This window comes from Paenibacillus sp. Y412MC10, assembly GCF_000024685.1.
GTDB classification, from domain to species: domain Bacteria; phylum Bacillota; class Bacilli; order Paenibacillales; family Paenibacillaceae; genus Paenibacillus_AQ; species Paenibacillus_AQ lautus_A.
On sequence record NC_013406.1, the window covers coordinates 2,979,056 to 3,002,030 of the forward strand.

The following is a 22,975-nucleotide window of genomic DNA, read 5'->3' on the forward strand; positions in this document are numbered from 1 at the left end:
TTTGTTTATATTATGGACATTAAAGATCCAGAAGGGTGATGGTATGCATGACGGAGCAATTGCATGATGTCGTTATTATCGGCGGAGGTCCGGCAGGATTGAATGCTGCGCTGGTATTGGGAAGAGCGAGGAAAGACGTGGTGTTGATTGACGAAGGAAAGCCGCGAAACAGGGTTACGCGGGAAACCCACGGTTTTCTTACGAGAGACGGCACAAGCCCATCGGAGTTTCGCCGCATAGCAAGAGAACAGATTACCGCCTATCCCTCCGTCCGCTTCGTAGAGAATACAGCTGCCGCCGCAGAGGGAGTCGACGGTGATTTCCGGATTACCACGGGAGAGGGAACGATATACCGGAGTAAAAAGCTGCTGTTCGCCGTTGGGAAGAAGGACAGCCCGCTGGATATTAACGGATTAGCTGATGTATACGGAAAGAGTGCCTTCGTCTGCCCATACTGCGATGGATGGGAATTGCGGGATCAACCGCTCGTCGTCATTGCCAAGGGGGCGGGGGCGCTGCATTTTGCCAAAGTGATCGCAGGGTGGAGCGACCGGTATACCATCTGTACGAACGGACCGGATGAACTGACGGATGAACAACGGCAGGAATTAAAGGATCATGACGTGCCTCTATTCAACTCCCCGATTCATCGCATTGAATCGAACGAGGGGATGGTGCGGCAAGTCGTATTGGAGGATGGAGCGGTCATTCCGTGCACAGGCATCTTTTTCGCGCCGAAGCTGGTCCCTGGTTCTGAATTGCCTGCGGCTGTAGGCTGCGATATCAATGAAGGTGGAAGTGTGGTCATTGATGCCTTCGGTAAAACGAGCGTGCCGGGCATCTACAGCGCCGGTGATGCAGCCACCGAGATGTATCAGGCCATTGCGGCCGCTTCGATGGGAGCCATGGCAGCGGCCTCCATCAACGGCGAGCTGCTTAACGAACGATGGAATCGTTAATCCGTGAGTATACGAGAGGCAGGCTTTGGTTAGCATCCAAGCCTGTTTTTTCGTTCCTAGGGGATTTTTTAATTCTAAATCATTCTTACACTCCGGATTGGGGTCATTTATCGGCTATGATGAAATTATCAAGTACAAGGAAGGGTGTTTACGATGAGAACAACAATGGAGTTTATCATGAATCAAGTTTGGAGGGATATGAATAATTAACCCTCCGGCATATTGGAGGAGAGCGAATTGAATTCTCGGACCAAGAAATTTTTATCCTATTATAAACCGTACCTGGGGTTATTATTTGCAGATTTGGCATGTGCTTTTGTTGTCTCGGCCATTACGCTGACGCTTCCGCTCTGTATACGATACATCACCATCAACGTGCTGGAAGGGAATTCTCAAAGCCCGCTGATTCAAATCTATGCGGTGGGTGCCGTCATGCTGGCCATGGTCATCATCCATACTCTGTGCGATATGTTCATTTCATACAAAGGACATATGATGGGGGCTTATATGGAAAGTGACATGAGACGGGAGCTGTTTGACCATTTTCAGAAGCTGTCCTTTGGATTCTACGATGAGCACAAAACCGGGCAGCTAATGACACGGACCACCAATGACATTCTGTCGCTGACCGAATTGTATCACCATGGTCCCGAAGATATCGTCATTTCCGTTCTGAAGTTCCTGGGTGCATTCATCATCTTAATGTATATCGACGTGAAGCTTACCCTGATCGTTTTTCTCTTTCTCCCGATTATGGCCGCGTTTGCTTTTTACTATAATAAGAAGATGAACGCGGCGTTGCGGGTAAGCAAGGACCGGATCGAGGATATCAACGCACAGGTAGAGGATTCTCTTTCGGGTATCCGCGTGGTGAAGTCTTTTACGAACGAGCATATAGAGAAGGGGAAATTCGCCTATGCCAACAAGCGGTTCATTGACAGCAGAAGGGAAGGGTATAAGAGCGAAACGTACTTTCACGAAGGGCTGGTCGGTTTTACCCAACTTATTACGATTACCGTTATTGTGTTCGGCGGAGCCGCAATCGTGGATACCTCGCTGGAACTGGCGGATTTGCTGACCTTTTTCTTATGCATCGGCATTCTGATCGAACCGATCCAGCGCATGGTTAACTTCGCCAGACTGTACCAGGAAGGCATTACGGGATTTGACAGGTTCATGGAGATCCTGGAGGTAGAACCCGATATCGAGGATGCCGATCGTGCCGAGACGATCACGCAGGTTCAGGGGAACATCGAGTTTCAGAATGTCAGCTTCAGATACAAGGACCGCTATGGATTCGTGCTGAACCAGGTATCGCTGAACATCAAGCCTGGCGAGTATGTTGCTCTGGTTGGTCCCTCAGGCGTAGGCAAGACCACGTTGTGTTCGCTGATTCCGCGTTTTTATGAAGTAAGTGAAGGACGCATACTGCTGGATGGGCGCGATATCCGGGAGATTACGCAGCACTCTTTAAGAAAAAATATCGGGATCGTGCAGCAGGATGTATATTTGTTTGCAGGCTCCGTCTTCGATAACATCCGGTATGGCAACATGGAGGCCAGCAAGGATGAGATCATCGCAGCAGCCAAAAGAGCGAATGCCCATGATTTCATCATGGCACTGCCGGACGGTTATGAAACGGATATCGGCCAGCGCGGCGTCAAGCTCTCCGGAGGACAGAAGCAGCGGCTCAGCATTGCGCGTGTGTTCCTGAAGAACCCGCCGATTCTCATATTTGACGAAGCGACCAGCTCCCTGGACAATGAAAGCGAGAGAGCGGTCCAAGATTCGCTGGAACGGTTAAGCGATAATCGAACAACGCTTGTCATCGCTCATCGGTTGACAACGGTACGGAATGCGCAGCGAATCGTCGTATTGTCCGAAGACGGGATCCAAGAACAAGGCACGCATGAAGAATTGCTTGCCCGTCAAGGCGCTTACGCGAATTTATATCGTATGCAATTGACAATATAAGCATGAAGAAAGGCGATTTGTGAACGGTTGAAGCACCGTCAGCAAATCGCCTTGTCTTGTTTGATGAATCATGTTATGAAGTTGCCTCATGCGTGGTATACATTGCACGCGGGAGGGGATTTAGCCTTGCAGCGTTTTGCCCGGCTGTTGTTCTTCCACTTCCTTGATGGCATTGTCTTCATCCTGCACTTTCTCTTTCGAAGAGCTAAACCATCCGATCACGGCAATCAGCACGAGAACGATGTAGAAGGAAGCCTTCCAGATCGAGCTCTCAGGGAAGTGATGGTCGATCAGGGCTACATCAGGGTGTGCAAGGGTAATCACTGCAAGCTTGACGCCTACCCAACCAACAATCAGAAATGCCGCCACTTCCAGTCCGGGACGCTGCTGCAGCAATTTTACGAAGTAGGATGCCGCGAAGCGCATGATGATCAAACCAATGAATCCGCCCAGGAAGATGACGATGAATTGACCTCCATCCAGGCCGCCGATGTTCGCCAATCCGCTTGGCGGCAATGCGACAGCCAACGCTACGGCTGCAAGTATCGAGTCTACGGCAAAGGCGATGTCCGCCACTTCGACTTTGAAGACGGTCATCCAGAAGCCGGATTGCTTCTTGGGCTTGTCCGCTTTCGGTTTTGCGTCTTCCGTCGGTTTCTTGCCTTTAATAAAGTGTTTCAACGTGTGATTGATCGAAATGTAAAGAAGATAGAGTGCGCCGATGGCTTGTACCTGCCATACATCCACCAGGAACGAGATTAAGAACAGCGATCCGATCCGGAACACAAAGGCTCCGAGCAGCCCGTAGAATAACGCCTTTTTGCGCTGGTTCTCCGGTAAATGTTTGACCATGATGGCAAGGACCAGCGCATTATCCGCCGCCAGCAATCCTTCCAGTGCGATGAGCACTAACAGCACCCATCCATACTCCAATAAAAGCTCCATGCCATTTCCTCCTTGTAGTATTATTGAAGGCACAAAAAAGACCTCCACCGGCAGATGAAGGCCTTTTGAAATCAAAAAGAGACCTTCACCACAGAGTGTGTGGTAAAGGTCTCGCAAACAACGTATCGTTGCCAACAAAGCCGGGGACATTTCCCGTAATGACGACTTTGCTGTGACAGCTACTCCCCTTTAATCACGTTCCTGCATAACTGATATCGCCCTCAGTTAAGCCGTGATATAAAGATATAAATTTTTTGGAGATAAGTCAAGCTTTTTTACTTGAATTCTGCAGAATAGGACTCCAACGCAACGGGTCTGTTTTTCATGGCCGACCGTTTCCTGAAGTTCACATCAACGCTGGATAGAACAACGCTAAGAAGGACAAGCGCAGCTCCTGCATACTGGTTGGAATCCATGACCTCGTTGGCAAACCAGTATCCGAACAGCGCAGCGAATACAGGTTCCAGCGAAAATACGAGACCCGTTCGGGTGGCGGTTGTATACTTCTGGGCGATCGTCTGGAAGATGAACCCCAATCCGCTGCATACGATGCTGAGGACCAGGACAGCCGTCCATGAGTCGGTAGAGCTTGGCCATGCCGGTGTTTCCAAGAGAAGTGACGAGAGGAACGCATACAATCCGGTAAATCCCAGCTGCAGGATGCCGAGGCTTAACGCGTCGACCTTCTGCGCAGCCGTGCTGACGATATTGATATGAAGCGCATAACATAATGCCGCCGCTATGCAGAACAGGTCCCCGATCTTAAATGCAAAAGGGAGCTGGATAGTCAGCAGCGCGATGCCCGTTAAGGCCAGCAAAATACTGACGATCAGTTTCATCTCTATTTTTTTCATAAAGAGGAACGTATGTATCAATGGGACAAACACCACCGTTAAGCTGATCAGAAACCCGGCATTGGATGCTGTCGTTGTTTTCAAGCCAAAGGTCAAGGCCGTGAACATGATAAACAAAATAAAGCCCAGGAGCATGGCGTAACGGATCGTCTTCAGGTTAACCCGGCGCAAGCGCGGGAAAAAAATCGCTCCTGCAAGCATAAAGGCCAATCCAAATCGTAGGGCTATCAAATTGAACGCTCCCAGCGAATCCAGTCCCATTTTCATAAAAAGATAGGACGAGCCCCAGCACATGGTGATAAACAAAATCATAAGATCGGCCTTCAGCGGTTTCAAGTTCTTCTTCCTCCTTCAAGTGATTGAACAGAATCAGTATACTCACGTACAATAGACAAGTAAAACGAATGTTCTTAATAATAAACATGAGTAAAATTCATGTATAAAATAATGCCGGAGGATTCCCCATGAGTATGAATAAATTCAAAGTTCTAGTAAAGGTCGTCGAGCTCGGAAGCTTGACCAAAGCCGCCGAAGTGATGGGATTTACGCAGTCCGGCGTCAGCCATATGATCAACAGCCTGGAAGATGAGTTCGGCTTCTCGCTGCTGATTCGAAACCGTTCAGGCGCGAAGCTGACGACCAATGGCGAGGAGATCGTGAAGACGATGCGGGAAATATTGAAATGGAACGAGCATTTGGAGCAGCAGGTGGCTTCCATTCATGGAATCGAGCTGGGAACCATTCACATCGGTACCTTTACCAGCGTCGGCGTTCACTGGCTGCCTGGGATTATCCAGGATTTCCAGCGGGATTATCCCCATATCGAGATTCGTTTGGTCGAAGGAGATTATCGGGAAATTGAGGATTGGATCGCGGAGGGCAAGATTGATTGCGGCTTTCTGTCACTTCCGACGTGGGATATATTCGATGCGATTCCTCTGCATCAAGACCCGATGCTCGTACTGCTGCCAGTGGAACATCCGCTTAGCTCCGAGGACTCCATTGCCTTAGCCCAAATTGAGAATGAACCTTTTATTATGCCCAGCAAAGGCTCCGATTACGATGTGAACCGGGTGCTGGAGAAAGCCCTGACCAAGCCGGATATCAAATATACGCTTGGAGACGATTATGCCATTATGGCCATGGTGGAGAAGGGCCTGGGCATCAGCATTCTTCCCGAACTTGTGCTGCGGGGGCAGCGGCGGAATATACGGCAAATCGAATTGAAGGAGAAGAGCTTCAGATCGCTCGGCATTGCGGTAAGCTCCTTGCGGGAAGTATCTCCGGCAACGAAACGATTCTTGGATTACGTTAAAAGTTACCCGAAGCTGTAGCCGCCCGTAACGACACAGAATTATGCCCTTTTCAGAGCATCCGGACTCTATTAGCGGCAGGGTCTAATTCATGCGCATTCTCCACATCAAATAAATCGTGTCACAAAATCCCTTGTTCGGATTGTTATATAGGTAAACAAAGAAGGAGGTGAGCTCGCTTGCAGCCAACCATCCCCGGGGAAGCGGAAGGAAAAAGAAAGGCCATTGAAGAGGTTATCGAACAAGTCAAAGCAGGAGACAAACATGCATATCAAGCGATCATCGTCCAGTTTGAACGGCAGATGTACACCTACTGCTACTATATTCTGAAGAACCATGCGGAGACAGAAGATGCCGTGCAAGAGATCTTTATCCGTGCTTATGAGCATCTTCATCTGTATAAGAGACAAGTATCCTTCTCTGCCTGGTTGTATAAAATGGCCTATCATCATCTGATCAATATTAAGAGAAAGCAGAATCGTTTTCTTAACCTGATCGAGCATTGCAAGGAACAGCAGCCGGTTATGCAAATATCTCAACATGAGCCGGTTGTGTACGAGCTGTTAACCTACCTTACAGCAGAAGAACGCCATATATTGCTGCTCAAGGCCGTAGAACAGTATACCTTCGAGGAAATCAGCGGCATCATGGGACTCAAATCGGCGACGATCAGGAAAAAGTATGAACGCTTGCGTCATAAGTTAATGGACCGAATAAGCCAAAAAGGAGAGGTGGCACGTGGGACAATTGCCGGAACAAACGGAATACGCTGAGATGAATGCACTCGAACAAAGGATTCGCGAATCGTCTTTACCGATGAGAAGTATGAGTGATCAAATCATGAACCGAATTGGAGAGCGTGAAATGACAAGATTATCAACCAAACCTAAACCGAATGTTATTAAAAGAGCGATACTCGTTGCGTCCGCAGCAGCTGTGCTGGGAGGAACCGTGATCGGTTCGGGGTTTGTATCGCCGGTAATGGCAGCAACCCTGAAGCAAATTCCAGTGCTCGGTGTGCTATACGAAGGAACCAGCGAAGATGCAGTGAAAGCCGCCATAGAGCAAGGAATCCTATCCGAACCTAACTTGAGCTTAACTCACGATGGCGTGACGTTGAAGGTAGCTGACCTCCTATATGATGGAACCCGGTTGTCCTTTATCCTGGAGCGCGAGGGAGTGGATTTACCGGGTACAGCTTCTCCGTATATTAGCGAAGATGCTACGTTAATCGGTAATCAGGATAGTGAGTATGTTAAGTCGAGGAAAGTAGCTAAGGAAGATCAGGAAAAAGGCTATATCGAAATGCCGCGAATTCTGGTAGACGGACAAGAAGTGGCGATGGGCGAGGGGACCTTTGGAGATTATCCGCAACAGGACAATGCCTATATCGTTGAGCTTGCCAAGGGTCTGAAATTACCCGATCAATTCGAGCTGACCATTCAGGCCAACGTAACTCAAGTGAACGAAACCTTCGAATTCAAGATCCCTGTAAATGTCGCTAATCCATCGATTGTCGTGAAGCCGGACCAGGCCACGAAATCGGATGGGCCATTCAGTTATACCGTCAAGCAATTGGATATTTCACCGGTATCGACCCGCCTGGTTCTGGACAGTAAAGGCGAGGTGCCGGCTTCTGTAGAGCAAACAGGCGATTACAGCGCCAGCATGGTATATTACGAGCTAGTGGATGATCAAGGAAATGTCCTGAGTCCAAGAAAATTCGAATATTTCCATAGCGAACCCCAAACCGAATATCATATCGACCAATTGTACAGTCCTCTGAACGGAACGCCGAAATCCATTACGATAAAGCCGTTTACGCTGACCGTCAATCCAAAGGATTGGAGTGTTATAGGACAAGATCAGGATAGCGTAGGAGATAAAACCTATCTGAAGGATCTGGAAATGACCATTCCGGTCAAGCCGTAAACCACAAGCATGAACAGGAATGGCCCGCCATACATGGCGGGCCTCTTCTTTATGCTCCAGAATATTAAGTTTCGGCACGAAAGCTTTTGCCTAATGACGGGCCGAGCCCAAAATAGTGCCGGAAATTGTAGATGAGCGGACTCCATTTGCCAGGGTCAATGTGTTGTTCATTCGTTATGATGCTGCGATGGGCATGCACCTGTACAGCCTGTGTTTCGACAATGGCAAAAAAGGGCGAATCGTCAGGCAGCCGAATGTGGTTCACCTTGGCTTCAATCTGAATCGGACACTCCGTGATACGGGACGGCCTTACGGTGACAGAATCCGCTGGCGTTAATCCGCTTTGCGCATACTTATCTTTTTCAAATGTAAATCCGCTCATCAGCTTGTGGTCCGGAACGGGATATTTCCCTGTCAACGGGGCTAATCGTTCGACATTCTCCCATAAGGAAGGGTCCGGAATATTGATGACGCATTCAGGATGCCGTTCCAGGTTCTCAATCGCCTTCCCCCCGAGTCCGATGCCAAGAATGATATGTTCTCCCAGCGCCCATGATGAGGAGATGGGACTGATATTGACGGTGTCATCTTCATTCAGGGTGTTGAGCAAAATAACAGGGGTTCCATAATACAGGATTTTCGGTTTAATTAGTTCAGTGTCGATCATTTGAGCGGTTTTTTTCATAAAATATTCCTCCCATTAACGGTTCTATCCCAAATCATTGTAGAATAGAAAAGGTTCGATGCTCATCGAAATATGGATTACATCAGGAGGGATGGAGATGAATGCGAGTCCGAACATAGCACAGGTAGCCTCACTCGTAAGCGATGCATCGAGAGCGGCCATCATGACCGTCTTATTGGATGGGCGTTACCACCCGGCAGGAGAGCTGGCGTACATGGCAAATATCAAACCGCAAACGGCCAGCTTTCATTTATCCAAAATGGTTGCGGCGAATCTGGTGGCCGTCGAAAAACAGGGAAGGCACCGTTATTATGGAATCGAGAACCAGGAGGTTGCCCGGATCATGGAGACCCTTCTATCGATTACGCCTCCCGTTGAAATCAGATCATTCAACCAAGCTTTGGAGCACAAAGCCATACGCCATGCAAGGACTTGCTACGATCATCTTGCGGGGAGTTTGGGAATACAATTGACGGATTCGCTTCTAAATGCAGGGATTTTATCCGAAGTGGATCATCAATTTACGGTTACCGAAAAAGGAGAAGGCTTCTTCAGGGCGTTTCAAATCGATCTGGAACGCGTGAAGAGAAAACGCCGCTCCTTCACGCACCGATGCTTGGACTGGAGTGAAAGACGTCATCACCTTGCCGGGGCGCTGGGCCATGCGCTGTTGGAAAGACTATTGGAATTAGGATGGGTACAAAGGATGCCAAAAACCAGGGCCATTAAAATCACGCCCGAGGGCAAGAAAGGGCTAAACGAAACGTTTCTTATTGATATCGAATAGGCGCAGGTTTTCGGTATGAAGCGTGGATGCCAGAAAAAAAGGACTGCCGCAGCCTCATCGGAAGATGAAGCGGCGGCAGTCCTATTTATTAGAGATTAGCGCAGCGTCTTCAAAGCACCGCTCCAAGCAAGCACTTGGTCAAGCATGCCATTCAGGTTGACAAGATGCAGATCAGCCGGTTTGAACACAGAGCCGTTCTCAAAATCAGTGAATAACGAGAGGGCAGGATGTACGCGAACGTCCGCTACGGACAGCTCGCCCAGGATTCCGCGCAGATGCTCGGCAGCGCGTGCGCCGCCAACAGAACCGTAACTCACGATGCCTGCAGCTTTATTGTTCCATGCCTCGCGGGCATAATCGAGTGCGTTCTTCAATGAGCCGGAAATACTGTGGTTGTACTCCTGAACGATGAATACAAAGCCGTCCAAACTTGCAAGTTTGGTATTCCAAGCCGTTGCTTGTTCAGTCGCGTCGGCTTCACCCAAAAGCGGAAGCTTGTAATCCGCGATATCTACGATTTCGTAGTTTGCATCTCCGCGCTCGTCAGCGATACGTTTAACCCATTCACCTACTTGCGGACTTAAACGACCTTGACGGGTACTGCCTAAAATAATACCGATATTCAATTTGGACACTGTTCTTACCTCCCGATTATTCTGAATATATTGTGATCATGGTGTGCTTGTTATTTTGCATGAGCTAATCATAATCTTAGTGGGTTATCTTTGTCAAGTAGCTTACTAAAAGTTTGTGTAAAATATTCTAAGTTTTTTTGTATTCATGCACGGATGGATATTCACCTGAAATCGAACGGTGTTTTGTACCGCATAGGCAGCTGTGATGTTATACTGGTCATGTGCCTTGGAACCCACTTTTTCGTGCCGGGATAACACGCGTCATTCAGCAATTAACGTACATATGAAGATTGGAGAGGTGAAGCAAGAATGGAACTTAGACAATTAAGAACGGATGAATTTGACATCAGCACGAAATTATCCGAATATGCCTTTCAATATACGCTGACGCCGGAGCAGCGAGAGTCCAATCAGAAGCATTTTAAACCAGAGCGATTCTGGGGGATTTTTGACGGGGAAGAGCTGCAGGCGAAACTGACCATCATTCCGCTGCAGGTCTATTTGCAGGGGAACACTTTCGCGATGGGCGGCATTGCGGGCGTGGCAACATGGCCGGAGAACCGCAGACAGGGACATGTCTCGACGCTGCTTAAGCATGCATTGCAAGAGATGAAGGGCAAGGGACAGACTCTTTCCTTCCTGCATCCGTTCTCGATCCCGTTTTATCGCAAGTTTGGCTGGGAATTGTTCGCGGAATATCATAAGTACGTCATTCCGGTGTCCAAATTTCCGCGTAAAGTGGAGGTGCCGGGCCGCGTTGTAAGAGATGTAAACGACATTGCTGTACTGGATGGCATGTATCAGGCCTATGTCAGCCGGTATAACGGTACCCTTGTGCGCGAAGAGGCATGGTGGACAAGATTCGTCCTGCAGGGAGACAATCACAGCGTTGTTTATTATTCTGCCGAGGGCAAACCGACGGGTTATGCGTTATATGAGCTTAAAGACAAAGAACTGGTGTGCGACGAATTTGTTTTCCTGAATGAAGAAGCCCGAAGCGGACTCTGGACTTTTTTTGCAAACCATGATTCCAGGATCGAGCAGGTGACCATGACGATGGTGCCAACGGATGACCAGCTGCCCTATATGCTGCCGGATCCCCGCGTTACCCGGGAAACGGTACCTTACTTCATGGCCCGTATCGTGGATTTACAATCCTTCGTGGAGCAGTATGCTTTTGAAGCGACGCAGGAAGCTGTCCTGACCATCGAGGTGGAGGATTCCGCAGCGCCTTGGAATGCAGGCCTGTGGAGGCTATCGATGAATGGAGAGGGGAAAGCGGAGCTGTCGGAGCTCCCATCCGATCGAGGGGAGCAGGCGGATCTGTCTACCGACATTCAGACACTGTCGGCCTTGTTTACCGGATATAAAAGACCGCAGGCACTGTATTCCATTCACCGCCTGACCGGAGATGCTAAGGCTGCAGCACTGCTGGAAACGATGATTCCTGCAGGCCAAACCTACCTCATGGATTTCTTTTGAGAAAGGGATACGCTTGGTGCTCCGGAAGAATATCGTCGAATTCGCTTTGTCGTTAGAATATACGAAACACAAAAAAGCCTGGGAATCAGGCTTTTTTGCGTTGCGATCATCTAAGGGTATAAATTCAATCCTGAACCTCTTTTTTGGAGAAAACATAGAGCTTTCCGTCATCCCCATACTCCGCGTATGCGATATCTTCCAAGGATTCAAAACCTTGTTCCCGCGCTTTCGATTGAATCTCATTGTGTTCGATGTGTTTGCCCAGCATGGATTCCTCGAGCAACCTTCCCTTGTCGACAACCGTTACCGTAAAGGGATCCGGCTTGGCTTCGATGCCAAGATCCTGGGCCGTCGGCGGCTCGTATTCGGGTTTGCGCATGACGGATAGCGAGCCGTCCGTTTCCAGAATGGCGTATTTGACTTCGGTTAATGAGAAAATATTTTGCCGTCTGAGCATGGACAGCAGCTGTTTATATTCCATGTCGTATTTATCGAGCAGCTTCTGGTTGAGCTTTCCGTTATCGATCAGAAGAACCGCCCGCCCTTCCGTTAAATAGCCGAACTTGACAAAGTGGGTGGTTGCCTTCTCGAAGAGGAAAGACATGATTGTCCATAACGCTAGAGCGAATAACAAATGGGACAATTTTACTTTATCATCATAGAGGCTTGCCCCAACGATTTCACTCAGGATTAAGGAGGATAGGAAGTCAAGCGGTGTAAGCTGACTGATGGTTTTGCGCCCAGTAACAAAAGTGATGATCCATAGCCCGAAAAAGCTGATGATCAGTTTGACTCCTAAATCGATAAACATATCCATGGACAACCCTCCTTCGGAAGCAGTGTAATATGGTAAGTTATTAAACGTTTTCGCTTCACGCAGAAACAAGGGAGATTTATCCGGTTAGGGTATTCATTGACGCAATGAACAATATTCAATAATCGATCTTTATGAATGAGAGCTGCTGGTTAACAAGCGGCTTTTTTGTTTTCAGTTATGGATTCATTCGTGAATTTGACAATTTCTCAATAGACGCTTGAAAGTGACGCGGCGTCATCTTGTAAGATATAATTCGTCAACGAAAATCACGGAGAATGTCATACATGTCGACAAGGGAGTTGAGAGAATTGAAAAAGGGAGATATCATTATTTACGCTTGCGTCATCATCGGGGCCGGGATCGGTTTAACGCTACACCATGCTTTTCCGGGTGTTCTGGTCGGTTTGGGTATTGGATATTTGGTCAAAATGACCCTGAAGGACGAGGAATCGTAAACATGGAAAAGATGCTGACATAGGATACATGAGGGAAGGATTTGTTATCCAAATTAACATCGAACTATCTTTGAAATTAGGTTTGACAATTAGAAAAAACTGACTTATAGTACTTTACTATCAGCAACGATCAAAGACATGATTCGTGAAACGACCTGTCCAGAGAGAGAAGCGATTGGTGAAAGCTTCTTCCGCGCTTGTTTCTTGAATTACCCCTTTGTAGCTGTGTTTTTGAACCCAGATCGGTCGTTCGACAATCGAAATGGAACTAGAAAACACCGAATCATCCCCGTTACCGGATGTCTGAATGAGGATCCGACAAAGCGCGCGGCAGTACGAGCGTTTGCCATTATCGGATCAAATTAGGGTGGAACCACGAGCTGAACGCACTCGTCCCTTAGGGATCGAGTGCTTTTTTGCGTTCAATCTAAATTTGATGGAGGGATCACCATGTCAATTGTAGTAACGCTGCAGGACGGAAGCAAGAAGGAGTATCCCGCACAAACGACGATGTTCCAAATCGCGGAATCCATCCATTCAGGACTGAAGAAAAATGCGGTTGCAGCCAAAGCGGATGGCAAACTTGTGGATTTGAATCAAGAGCTTCGTGAAGATGCGGAAGTAAGCATCATTACACTGGATTCCGAGGACGGATTGTACGTATATCGGCACAGTACGGCCCATCTGATGGCTCAGGCCGTGAAACGGCTATACGGCAGTGAATCTGTTCATCTTGGGGTGGGACCGGTCATTGAGGATGGTTTTTATTACGATATGGATCTGGGGCATTCCATTACGGCCGATGACTTGATTACCATCGAACGAGAAATGCAGAAAATCGTTCAGGAAGACCTGCCGATCCTTCGCAAGGAAGTGGGGCGTAAGGAGGCTGAACGTATATTCCAAGATGATCCGTATAAAATGGAGCTTATTCGTGAACTACCGGAGGACGAGGTTATTTCGGTATATGAGCAGGGCGAGTTCGTTGACTTATGCAGAGGGCCGCATCTTCCATCCACGGGCAGAATCAAAGCGTTCAAATTAATGAGTGTGGCGGGTGCTTATTGGCGGGGGGACTCCGACAATAAAATGCTGCAGCGAATCTACGGAACGGCGTTTCCCAAGAAGTCGCAGCTGGATGAACATTTATTGCTGCTAGAAGAAGCCAAGAAACGGGATCATCGGAAGCTGGGAAAAGAGCTTGGCCTCTTTATGTTCTCGGAAGAAGCGCCCGGCATGCCCTTCTTTTTGCCGAACGGGATGATCATTCGCAATGAGCTGGAGCAATTCGCAAGAGGGCTTCAATTCCATCGCGATTACGATGAAGTGCGGACTCCGCTGATGATGAACAAGCGCCTGTGGGAAATGTCCGGTCACTGGGATCACTACAAAGACAATATGTATTTTACGCAAGTAGACGAGACGGAGTATGCGCTGAAGCCGATGAACTGTCCAGGGCATATGTTGGTCTACAAAAACTCGCTGCACTCCTACAGAGAGCTGCCCATTCGCATATCCGAATTCGGTCAGGTTCACCGCCATGAGTTCTCAGGCGCTCTTAACGGCATGATGCGGGTGCGCACGTTTTGTCAAGATGATGCGCATATTTTTGTAAGGCCCGATCAGATCCAGGAAGAAATCAAACAGGTTATCGATTTTATCAGCCGTGTGTATCAAGTCTTTGGCTTTGAATATACAATCGAGTTATCGACAAGACCGGAGGATTCCATGGGCTCCGAGGAACTATGGGAGCAAGCGGAGACTTCGCTGCAGCAGGTACTGGATCAATTGGGACTGCCGTACCGGATTAATGAAGGGGATGGAGCGTTTTACGGACCCAAAATCGACTTTCATATCCTCGATTCCTTAAAGCGGAGCTGGCAGTGCGGCACCATCCAACTGGATTTCCAGTTCCCTGAAAAGTTCGATCTGTCCTATATTGGGGAAGATAATCAGAAGCATCGGCCGGTTGTCATTCACCGGGCGGTGTTTGGATCCATCGAACGTTTTATCGGGATCCTTACGGAACATTACGGCGGAGCCTTCCCGATGTGGCTTGCTCCTGTACAAGTGATGATCATTCCGGTGTCAGATCACTATATCGATTATTCCTTGAAGGTGAAGAAACGTCTGGAGAATGCCGGCATACGGGTGAACGTCGATGTCCGAAATGAAAAGCTGGGTTATAAAATCCGTGAAGCGGGACTGTTGAAAACGCCTTACACGCTTGTCCTTGGCGAGAAGGAAATGGACTCCGATCACGTATCGGTTCGTAAACGGGGCGAGGGAGAGCTTGGCGAAATCGCGATAGATCAAGTCATTGAACGGCTTCGGAACGAGATAGAGTCAAAAGAATATTAATTCTTCGTTATGGCTGCGGCTTTCCGCATAGGGAGCGGGATGATCTTCGTCACCGTGTGCGGCCCCAGGGCATGGTATGATTTGAATGTGCCTGTTAAGCGGTACATGTTAATGATGAAGGAGAGAGTATCGTTGCAAACATACCCGAGCAAAGAGGCTTTCATCGCTGAAATTCGACGAACGTATATGCTGTTTGACCAAGAATTTGATGCTGTTCCGGAGGATAAAAAGAATCATCGCATTGGCGAAGTCGACAGAACGCCGCAAGAAATGATCGCCTATCAGCTTGGTTGGCTGTCTCTCGTCATGAGCTGGGAGCGGGATGAACGAGCCGGCATCGAAGTTACGACGCCGGCCCCTGACTATAAATGGAATCAATTGGGGGCGCTGTATCAGCGTTTCTACCAAGCGTATGACGGCTATTCTTTGGTAGAATTGCGTTTTATGCTGAAGCAGAGGACGGATGAATGGTGCGAATGGATCAACCGGTTGACCGAGGAAGAGCTGTTTCGTCCGGGCGTTCGAAAATGGACGGTAACCAGCGCCAACTGGCCGATGTGGAAATGGCTGCACATCAATTCCGTCGCCCCTTTCAAAAGCTTCAGAACCAAGATCAGAAAGTGGAAAAAGTTCGTAGCGTAACGCTTTACCGCTTCAAGGGCAAAATGGACGATCCGAGGTAAACCTCGGATCGTTTTTTTGGTTGGATTAAAGCAGAGGCTTGTTCCTTTTTTACCGCCTTACGGCTGCAAAAGTCAAAATAATGCACATCAAGGCAAAAATCGGCTCTACTAGAACCGGGCGACTCTCCTTATCATGAATCGTAATCAGGATCGATTTGAAGGGAGCAAGGTGTTATGTGGAGCAATGCGATTCAAGATGCCGTAGAGAAAATCCGGAAGAACATGGATGCCTTCGGGGCAAGATTTCCCCACGTCAGCAGGGACGGAGCTTATTTGCTGAATGACAATGACGACTGGACGAACGGCTTCTGGAGCGGCCTGCTCTGGTTGTGTTATGAATACACAGGCGACGAGGCCTTTAGATTGGGAGCAAAACGAACGGTGGAAGATTTTCGCCGCCGCTTTGCAGAAAAGAAGGTGCTTGATCATCACGATATCGGGTTCCTGTATTCCTTGTCCTCCAAAGCGGAATGGATCGTCGAGAAGGACGAGAGTGCCCGCCAGTTGACGCTTCAGGCTGCGGATCTGCTGCTGAAACGCTGGCGTCCAAGCGGAGGATATATTCAAGCCTGGGGTCCGGAAGGAGACGAACAGGAAGGCGGCCGCATCATTATCGATTGCTTGATGAATCTGCCGCTGCTGTTCTGGGCGGGACAACAAACCGGAAAGTCCCAATATCGGGAAATTGCAATCATGCAGGCGGAGAAGACAAGGCGCTATCTGGTACGGGGAGACGACAGCTCATACCATACCTTTTTCTTCGATCCCCATACGGGGGAGCCGATCGGCGGTGCCACGCATCAAGGCTATACGAACGGTTCGACCTGGACGCGGGGACAAGCATGGGGGGTATATGGCTTCGCGCTGGCTTATCGATACACCGGAGATCACGCATACCTGGATACTTCCAAACGAATGGCTAAATATTTCCTAAAGCATTTACCGGAGGATCATGTCGCCCTTTGGGACTTTAACGCTCCCGTAACCGCCGAGACTTACCGCGACAGCTCGGCTTCCGCCATCGTGGCAGCAGGCTTGCTGGAACTGGTAGGACATTTGGAGGAGGGGGATCCCGATAGAGCGGAATTTGAACAAGGATTGAAGGATTCCATGACCTCGCTGGTCCGCCACTATTCCACGATCGGCCAAGAAGCGGAAGGCCTGCTGCAGCATGGCTCTTATCATGTGCGCGGCGGATTGTCCCCGGATGATTTCATGATCTGGGGAGATTATTTTTACCTGGAAGCTTTAATTCGGCTGGAGACCGGCAGCAAGGGGTACTGGTATGAACGCTGATGCCATGGAAGCTTCGGCGAATGCTGTTTTAAAGATTTTGAACCTGAAGGACCCCGCTATGGGTTCGATGCAGGATGCAGACGATCAAGGTCATCGGCACGATTTACTGTGTAAACTGCATCAATACTTCACCTGCCGGAGGACACCCGGATGGTGGATGAGTGGCGAGGATAAGCAGTATACCACCGATTACGTGAAGCAATATTGCGCAGATGAACTGGAAACCGTGATGAAGACAGCGGAAGAAGTGGTACAGCAGACGTTCCTGTTCCGTTTTCCGTGGGATATGGAACGGAGCCAAATTCCCGTTATATTTGAAGGAAGCGTGAATTGGTGCCATATTCCCGATCAAGACGCGGAGTGGGCTTACATGCTGAATCGCCACCGCTATTGGGTGGCGCTGGGACAAGCGTATGCAATGACAGGCGACGAGAAGTATGCGGAAGCTTTTTGCCGCCAGCTCGAAGACTGGATCGATCGGAATCCTATCCCCGAAGAGCCGACGACGGATACGCTGACATGGCGGCCAATCGAAGCCGGTCTGCGCAGCGCGAACTGGATCAAGGCACTTCGATACATGATCGGCAGTCCATCCCTGACTCCGTTGCTGCTCGGTAAAGCCCTGATTTCGCTTCATGAGCACGGGGACTATCTGGCTGCTTCCTTCACCAGCTGGAAGCATATCAGCAACTGGGGTGTTCTGGAAACGTGCGGTTTATACCATATCGCACTGTACTTCCCCGAGTTTAAGAGCTCGGCACGATGGCGGGAACTAGGGGAAGAGAGACTGAAGGAGACGGCCCGGCTTCAGATCATGGTAGACGGCATTCACTGGGAGCAGTCGCCAACGTACCATCATGAGGTGCTGGCTTGTTATCTGGACTGCGTTCACCTCGCCAATCTCAACGGGTTGGAGCTTGACGGCCTATTCCGGCATAAGGTACGCGAGATGGCCGAAGCCTCCCTGTACTGGGCAAAGCCGAACCACAGGCAGCCGATGCTGGGAGACAGCGACGACAGCGATATCCGTTCCATTCTGACCTACGCCGCGTGGTTATTTGAGGATCCCGTTTTGCGCTTTGGCGGATATGCTCTGCCGGATTACGACCATGCCTGGCTGTTCGGCGTGTCGGGCATCCGGGATTACGAAGCGATGGTGCCCGCGGAGCCGCCATCCCTAAGCCGAGCTTTTCCCCATTCCGGCCATTATACGATGCGAACGGGCTGGGGCGAAGATGCGCTGTACCTTTATTTTCACTGCGGTCCGCTCGGGGGTGGCCATGGTCACGCCGATATGCTGCACATGGATCTCCATGCGTTCGGCCGGGATCTGCTCACCGATCTCGGAAGGTATAACTACAGCGACCATACACCGCTGAGAAAAGCTTTAAAGGAGAGTTCAGCCCATAATACTACGGTCGTCGACGGGATCGGGTTTACCGGGGTCAAGGATACCTGGTCTTTCGACCGGATTGCCGGGCCACTGGGCTGCAGATGGATCAGCAAGCCGGAGTTCGATTATGTCGAGGGGGCGCATGACGGCTATCTCTATGGGAGTGATCCGTTGTACCCGCGCAGAAGGATCATCTTTATCAAGCCTTATTTTTGGCTGCTGATCGACAGCTTGGCGTGCCTTGAGCAGCATACCTTTACTCAGCATTTTCATTTTCCGCACCCGCCAGGAGAAGTCCGGATGGAAGGGGAGTCTTTGATTTGCCGCACAACCACCCGTGGGGAGGCGAATCTATTCATTATCCCCGTTACTGCAGACGGCCTGCGTGGGGAAGTCGGCGAAGGCGTGATTTCCCGCGAATATAACCTGCTGGAACCGAATGCGAATGTCGCTTACTCCAGGACCGGGAAAGGATGCATCAGCATCATGCAGGTGCTGTATCCTCATCGCCCAGGCGAAACGGCCTTGCCGCGAGTCCGTAAAGTGCCTGTTTATCGCCATACGGGCGAACGGGTTCATGAGGGGCAAGCGGAGGCATGCGGGATTCAGCTGCCGGGTATGGAAGAAGAGTTTATTCTCGTGGTTAGTCACCGTGCGCCGTCCGGCCATTATGACTCTTATGTGGTGGAGGGCATGCAGATCTTCGGGGAGGTTGTGCTGATGACCCTTCAGGGTAGAAAAAAGCAAGCAACTGTCATCATTTAATGAATGCCGCCAGCACAAAGGACTGATAGAATAAAGAGGACTAGAGCATAAGAAAGGCGCAGAGAACAATGTTCAAATTCACCTTCTACAAACGCATTCAGCTGTCTTTTCTTTTGCTGATCTTCATTCCGCTGATCGCGGTTTCTATCATTTCGTTTGTGCTGATCCGAAATACGATGGAAGAGAAGCTGCAGCTCAGCAACGAGAATGTCCTGAACGTCATGACCGACGAGCTGAGCAAGACGATTGACGATGTCACGTTTGCCTCCCATTTTATCGTGAACGATACGAATGTTCGCAATATCCTGAAGTCATTTGCAGACACCAAACGGCTGGCTACTTATCAGGATTATGTGCATTTCAGACAAATACAGGACGTGTTCTCCCTGATAAATTCGAAGCCGCTGAATAATAACGTCCGCATGTACCTGGTCAACCGTCAGCACTTCGTCATCTCTTCCGGCACGGAGGATTTGACCGCAATCAACGGAAGCCTCGACAAGCTGATGGAGCGCGTCGATCTCAGTAAACCTGAAACCCTGCAATGGCTTGGGATGGCCGGCGGCGACTCGGCAGGGAGCGGAAAAAGCTATTATATAGCCAGGGTCATCTATGACAGCCGCGAGAAGAGGCAAGTGTCCGTATTGCTCAGCGCCATTTCCGATACGTACTTCAACAAGCTGCTGGGTACGATCGACTTTGGCAAGGTGGCGCTCTTTGACACTAACGGGGAATTCATCGCAGGCCATTCCGGGCTGATTCCGCATCATACGGAAACCAAGGGCAGCGTCCGAACGGACAGAACCATATTGAAATCGAACTGGAAGCTGGCTTACGAGGCCTCGGAGAAAGAGTGGTCGGGGCAGATTTCCAGGACTTTTTATACTGGTCTTGCCGGTGTTCTTCTGCTGTTTCTGGTGTTCTCCGGGATGTCCATCCTGATGGCCAAGAGGCTCCACAGTCCGATTCACAAGCTGCAGCGGGTGGTCCGCCAGTTCGGGATGGGAAACCTGGATGTCAGACTGGAGGTCAAGGGCAAGGATGATATCGCCGAATTGGGGCAGACGCTGAATACGATGCTCGATCAATTGCAGCGGCTGATTCACGATATCGAACAGGAGCAGGAACAGAAGCGGGTGATGGAGCTCGAAGCCTTGTTTATGCAAATCCGCCCCCATTTTTTGATCAACACGCTGAATTCGATCAAATGCAGCCTGATCTTGACGAAAGATACGCTTCACAGCGGCATCATAGATTCCCTGATGAGTTTGCTCAGGGCTTATCTCAAGGTTAATGAGCCGGCCACTTTACGCGAGGAATGCAAGCTGCTGGGCCATTATGTCGACATTATGAAAATCCGCAACGAAATCCCGCTTCATTTAGAGGTCGACCTGGAACCGGAAACCGAGGGGCTTATTTTGCCCAAACTCATTTTGCAGCCTATCGTTGAGAATGCCATCGTCCACGGGCTTGTCGACCATCAGACTCCACGCATTGAGATCCGTTCCCGAAGCAGCCTGGACGGCATAAGGATTGAGATTACAAACAACGGTACAGGGGCCGATGAAGAACAGCTCCAATGCCTGAACCGCAGGCTGAGGAAACCAAGCGAAGAGCAGGACGGAGCCTACGAGAGGGTCGGTCTGATGAATGTGGTCCAAAGACTCCGATTGACCTTCGGACCGGAAGCGAGTTTGACGCTCGCCAACCTTCCGCATGGCGGAATGTCAGTTACGCTCTGCTTGCCCTTAAGTCATCATCATGGTTTTTTGCCGGAGGGAGAGGAAGAATGATGTATAGAGTCATGCTCATAGACGATGATGTTCCCATGCTCAAGGTATTGCAGCAGATGATTGACTGGGAGGCCAACAATTTGCAGATTGCCGGCAGTACGTATTCCAGCGCCAAAGCGCTGCATATGTTTGAGGAAGTGAGGCCGGACATTGTCATTACGGATATCGGGCTGCCGCAAAAAAACGGCATGGAGCTGGCAGAACATTTTATTCGCATGAAGCCGGAGGTTCGGATTATCTTCCTGACCTGCCATGAAGATTTTCATTATGCCCAGCAAGCCGTAAAACTGCAAGCAGACGACTATTTGATCAAAGATCAGCTGACGGCCGAGCAGCTGGAACAGAGCCTTGGCAAATCCATGCATTTATTAAAGACGCGGACCGGTCTGATTCATCGCGAGGCGGCGAGTTACAACAGCCAGCTCTTTCGGCAGGATTTGCTGCAAAGGGTAATCAATGGCTCGCCTTCCGAGTCCACTTTGGCATATGCGGGGCAGATCGGCATCTCCTGGACGTATCCGTGGTTTATGCTGGGACTGGTCACCATTCGGCTCTCCAGCTTTGATCAGCGTTTCAGAAAAACGGAGCTGCCGCTGATTTTATACGCAGTCTATAATATCGCGATGGAATTGTCGGAATCGTTTGAAGGCATTACGCCGTTCATGGAACAGGGGAACATAGTGATTCTGCATAACTTCAGGGTGAATCTCGCACGGAATGCCAGTTTGCATCTGCACAATTATTTGCAGCAGCTGCGATATCAATGCGTCCACTTTCTCAAAATTCAACCGAACGTGATCGCGGTTTCAGATAAAATGGAACTAAGCTCGATCGGCTCCATCTATCAGGAAATTCTGCACGGCAGGTGCGAATTTTACGAAAATACCGATTATACGATAACCGAGGTTTCTCAAATCCGATCAAGGTGGTTCCAATCCGCGCCTCAAGGGTTTCTTGACGGCTACGTATCCGAGCTGGAACGGAAACTCATCAAGCAGGACCTAGAAGGTATACGTTGCACGCTTCAGAAGATCGCCGGTACAGCAAAAGAACTGTCTATTGATCCAGGAGACTTTGCCAGGGATTTGTCTTCCATGCTTCGCGGCATCGAATTGATGATGTCCAGTCTCAAATTCGATGAGGATCTATTCGCCTATCTTGCTTTATCCCGCACCTTGGATGATATGATGGAACTGGTGGAGAGAAAGCTGACCCAAATGACGGGAACCCGGCAAGCGGGGGCGGGAAACCACGCTCATGAGCCGAAGCTGCAGGTGATCCAGCAGTATATCGATCAGCATCTTGACGATAACATCACGTCGATCGACATGGCACGCTATCTGTTTTTGAATCCGAGCTATTTTTCGCGATATTTCAAACGGATGACGGGACTGACCTTTACGGATTACGTGCATCAGTACAAAATGAAGATGGCCACCAAAATGCTCAGAATGTCCGGACAAAATCTGGAGTCGTTGGCCATGGGTTTAGGTTATTCGGACCGGACGTATTTTTCAAAAGTGTTTAAAAAATACGTGGGAACCACGCCGAGCGAATACAAAGCGAAGTACACCGCGCGTAAATAAGCGGACCGTTGCGATTCAATTCACAGCTGCAGCAGCAAGCCGCCCGAACAAGGCGGCTTTTTTGATTTTAGAATGTATGAGTTTTCAGAGGAGCGCAAGCCCCGTAAAGTATTTGGAATAAGCCTCGAAGCATAGGCTCCACTTTGTGGGGCTTTGTTCTGGGGTCCCCGCAAAGTATTTGGAATAACCATCTAAGCATAGGCTCCACTTTGTGGGGCTATTTATAGGTCAAAATCTTGCACATGGCTGGTCATAATCCC

19 protein-coding genes are annotated in these 22,975 nt (G+C 49.5%); 14 read left to right on the top strand and 5 right to left on the bottom strand.

What is annotated here, in order from left to right; genetic code table 11:
- Window positions 1–47: 47 nt before the first annotated feature.
- The gene (locus tag GYMC10_RS13100; RefSeq protein ID WP_015734891.1) at window positions 48–959 is read left to right on the top strand and encodes an NAD(P)/FAD-dependent oxidoreductase; all 912 of its coding nucleotides are present in this window, start codon (window positions 48–50) and stop codon (window positions 957–959) included.
- A gap of 237 nt (window positions 960–1,196) precedes the next feature.
- Complete coding sequence (locus tag GYMC10_RS13105; protein ID WP_015734892.1) at window positions 1,197–2,933, top strand: ABC transporter ATP-binding protein; 1,737 nt, start codon at window positions 1,197–1,199, stop codon at window positions 2,931–2,933.
- A 120-nt stretch (window positions 2,934–3,053) separates the two neighbouring features.
- On the opposite strand, the gene GYMC10_RS13110 is transcribed toward GYMC10_RS13105, so the two are convergent.
- Window positions 3,054–3,878 (bottom strand): TerC family protein, encoded by an 825-nt coding sequence (locus GYMC10_RS13110; RefSeq protein ID WP_015734893.1) that lies wholly within the window; start codon window positions 3,876–3,878, stop codon window positions 3,054–3,056.
- Between the two features lie 275 nt (window positions 3,879–4,153).
- On the bottom strand, window positions 4,154–5,068 hold the full coding sequence (locus GYMC10_RS13115) for a DMT family transporter (RefSeq protein ID WP_015734894.1): 915 nt from the start codon (window positions 5,066–5,068) through the stop codon (window positions 4,154–4,156).
- Between the two features lie 128 nt (window positions 5,069–5,196).
- Here GYMC10_RS13115 and GYMC10_RS13120 point away from each other — a divergent pair, with 128 nt between their 5' ends.
- The 3 genes from GYMC10_RS13120 to GYMC10_RS13130 all read left to right on the top strand — a co-directional run bounded on the left by GYMC10_RS13120 (window position 5,197) and on the right by GYMC10_RS13130 (window position 7,977).
- The gene (locus tag GYMC10_RS13120) at window positions 5,197–6,066 is read left to right on the top strand and encodes a LysR family transcriptional regulator (RefSeq protein WP_015734895.1); all 870 of its coding nucleotides are present in this window, start codon (window positions 5,197–5,199) and stop codon (window positions 6,064–6,066) included.
- 158 nt (window positions 6,067–6,224) lie between these two features.
- The gene (locus GYMC10_RS13125; RefSeq protein ID WP_015734896.1) at window positions 6,225–6,818 is read left to right on the top strand and encodes an RNA polymerase sigma factor; all 594 of its coding nucleotides are present in this window, start codon (window positions 6,225–6,227) and stop codon (window positions 6,816–6,818) included.
- Window positions 6,784–7,977 (top strand): DUF4179 domain-containing protein, encoded by a 1,194-nt coding sequence (locus tag GYMC10_RS13130; protein WP_036663451.1) that lies wholly within the window; start codon window positions 6,784–6,786, stop codon window positions 7,975–7,977. The genes GYMC10_RS13125 and GYMC10_RS13130 overlap by 35 nt, the downstream gene beginning before the upstream one ends.
- A gap of 64 nt (window positions 7,978–8,041) precedes the next feature.
- Here the strand turns inward: GYMC10_RS13130 and GYMC10_RS13135 are convergent, their stop codons facing one another.
- Window positions 8,042–8,662 (bottom strand): flavin reductase family protein, encoded by a 621-nt coding sequence (locus GYMC10_RS13135; protein WP_015734898.1) that lies wholly within the window; start codon window positions 8,660–8,662, stop codon window positions 8,042–8,044.
- A gap of 97 nt (window positions 8,663–8,759) precedes the next feature.
- Here GYMC10_RS13135 and GYMC10_RS13140 point away from each other — a divergent pair, with 97 nt between their 5' ends.
- Window positions 8,760–9,449: an ArsR/SmtB family transcription factor gene (locus GYMC10_RS13140; protein ID WP_015734899.1), complete on the top strand. Its 690-nt coding sequence runs from the start codon at window positions 8,760–8,762 to the stop codon at window positions 9,447–9,449.
- 95 nt (window positions 9,450–9,544) lie between these two features.
- On the opposite strand, the gene GYMC10_RS13145 is transcribed toward GYMC10_RS13140, so the two are convergent.
- The gene (locus GYMC10_RS13145; protein WP_009593544.1) at window positions 9,545–10,084 is read right to left on the bottom strand and encodes an NADPH-dependent FMN reductase; all 540 of its coding nucleotides are present in this window, start codon (window positions 10,082–10,084) and stop codon (window positions 9,545–9,547) included.
- A gap of 309 nt (window positions 10,085–10,393) precedes the next feature.
- Here GYMC10_RS13145 and eis point away from each other — a divergent pair, with 309 nt between their 5' ends.
- A complete protein-coding gene (eis, locus tag GYMC10_RS13150) occupies window positions 10,394–11,566 on the top strand; it encodes an enhanced intracellular survival protein Eis (RefSeq protein ID WP_015734900.1) in 1,173 nt (390 codons plus the stop codon).
- A gap of 124 nt (window positions 11,567–11,690) precedes the next feature.
- On the opposite strand, the gene GYMC10_RS13155 is transcribed toward eis, so the two are convergent.
- Window positions 11,691–12,383 (bottom strand): DUF421 domain-containing protein, encoded by a 693-nt coding sequence (locus tag GYMC10_RS13155; protein ID WP_015734901.1) that lies wholly within the window; start codon window positions 12,381–12,383, stop codon window positions 11,691–11,693.
- A 308-nt stretch (window positions 12,384–12,691) separates the two neighbouring features.
- On the opposite strand from GYMC10_RS13155, the gene GYMC10_RS32525 reads away from it, so the two are divergent.
- From GYMC10_RS32525 to GYMC10_RS13190, 7 genes are all read left to right on the top strand, one after another.
- On the top strand, window positions 12,692–12,838 hold the full coding sequence (locus tag GYMC10_RS32525; protein ID WP_015734902.1) for a hypothetical protein: 147 nt from the start codon (window positions 12,692–12,694) through the stop codon (window positions 12,836–12,838).
- A gap of 450 nt (window positions 12,839–13,288) precedes the next feature.
- Window positions 13,289–15,199, top strand: a complete 1,911-nt coding sequence (thrS, locus tag GYMC10_RS13165; protein WP_015734903.1) for a threonine--tRNA ligase — start codon at window positions 13,289–13,291, stop codon at window positions 15,197–15,199.
- Between the two features lie 132 nt (window positions 15,200–15,331).
- Window positions 15,332–15,841, top strand: a complete 510-nt coding sequence (locus GYMC10_RS13170) for a ClbS/DfsB family four-helix bundle protein (RefSeq protein ID WP_015734904.1) — start codon at window positions 15,332–15,334, stop codon at window positions 15,839–15,841.
- Window positions 15,842–16,056: 215 nt separating this feature from the next.
- Window positions 16,057–17,178, top strand: coding sequence for a glycoside hydrolase family 88 protein (locus tag GYMC10_RS13175; RefSeq protein WP_009593556.1), 1,122 nt, complete (start codon window positions 16,057–16,059; stop codon window positions 17,176–17,178).
- Entirely contained in the window at window positions 17,168–19,336 is a 2,169-nt protein-coding gene (locus tag GYMC10_RS13180; RefSeq protein ID WP_015734905.1) for an alginate lyase family protein, read from the top strand. The genes GYMC10_RS13175 and GYMC10_RS13180 overlap by 11 nt, the downstream gene beginning before the upstream one ends.
- 68 nt (window positions 19,337–19,404) lie before the next feature.
- Complete coding sequence (locus GYMC10_RS13185; RefSeq protein WP_015734906.1) at window positions 19,405–21,129, top strand: sensor histidine kinase; 1,725 nt, start codon at window positions 19,405–19,407, stop codon at window positions 21,127–21,129.
- Window positions 21,126–22,715 (top strand): response regulator, encoded by a 1,590-nt coding sequence (locus GYMC10_RS13190; RefSeq protein WP_015734907.1) that lies wholly within the window; start codon window positions 21,126–21,128, stop codon window positions 22,713–22,715. The genes GYMC10_RS13185 and GYMC10_RS13190 overlap by 4 nt, the downstream gene beginning before the upstream one ends.
- The last annotated feature ends 260 nt before the right edge of the window (window positions 22,716–22,975 follow it).

What these genes read in the sequence shown, in the direction of transcription:
- GYMC10_RS13110 (WP_015734893.1), bottom strand. Translation starts at nt 3,878, where the DNA reads ATGGAGCTTTTATTGGAGTATGGATGGGTGCTGTTAGTGCTCATCGCA.
- GYMC10_RS13120 (WP_015734895.1), top strand. Translation starts at nt 5,197, where the DNA reads ATGAGTATGAATAAATTCAAAGTTCTAGTAAAGGTCGTCGAGCTCGGA.
- GYMC10_RS13155 (WP_015734901.1), bottom strand. Translation starts at nt 12,383, where the DNA reads ATGGATATGTTTATCGATTTAGGAGTCAAACTGATCATCAGCTTTTTC.
- thrS (WP_015734903.1), top strand. Translation starts at nt 13,289, where the DNA reads ATGTCAATTGTAGTAACGCTGCAGGACGGAAGCAAGAAGGAGTATCCC.
- GYMC10_RS13180 (WP_015734905.1), top strand. Translation starts at nt 17,168, where the DNA reads ATGAACGCTGATGCCATGGAAGCTTCGGCGAATGCTGTTTTAAAGATT.
- GYMC10_RS13185 (WP_015734906.1), top strand. Translation starts at nt 19,405, where the DNA reads ATGTTCAAATTCACCTTCTACAAACGCATTCAGCTGTCTTTTCTTTTG.
- GYMC10_RS13140 (WP_015734899.1), top strand. Translation starts at nt 8,760, where the DNA reads ATGAATGCGAGTCCGAACATAGCACAGGTAGCCTCACTCGTAAGCGAT.
- GYMC10_RS13175 (WP_009593556.1), top strand. Translation starts at nt 16,057, where the DNA reads ATGTGGAGCAATGCGATTCAAGATGCCGTAGAGAAAATCCGGAAGAAC.
- eis (WP_015734900.1), top strand. Translation starts at nt 10,394, where the DNA reads ATGGAACTTAGACAATTAAGAACGGATGAATTTGACATCAGCACGAAA.
- GYMC10_RS13190 (WP_015734907.1), top strand. Translation starts at nt 21,126, where the DNA reads ATGATGTATAGAGTCATGCTCATAGACGATGATGTTCCCATGCTCAAG.
- GYMC10_RS13135 (WP_015734898.1), bottom strand. Translation starts at nt 8,662, where the DNA reads ATGAAAAAAACCGCTCAAATGATCGACACTGAACTAATTAAACCGAAA.
- GYMC10_RS13100 (WP_015734891.1), top strand. Translation starts at nt 48, where the DNA reads ATGACGGAGCAATTGCATGATGTCGTTATTATCGGCGGAGGTCCGGCA.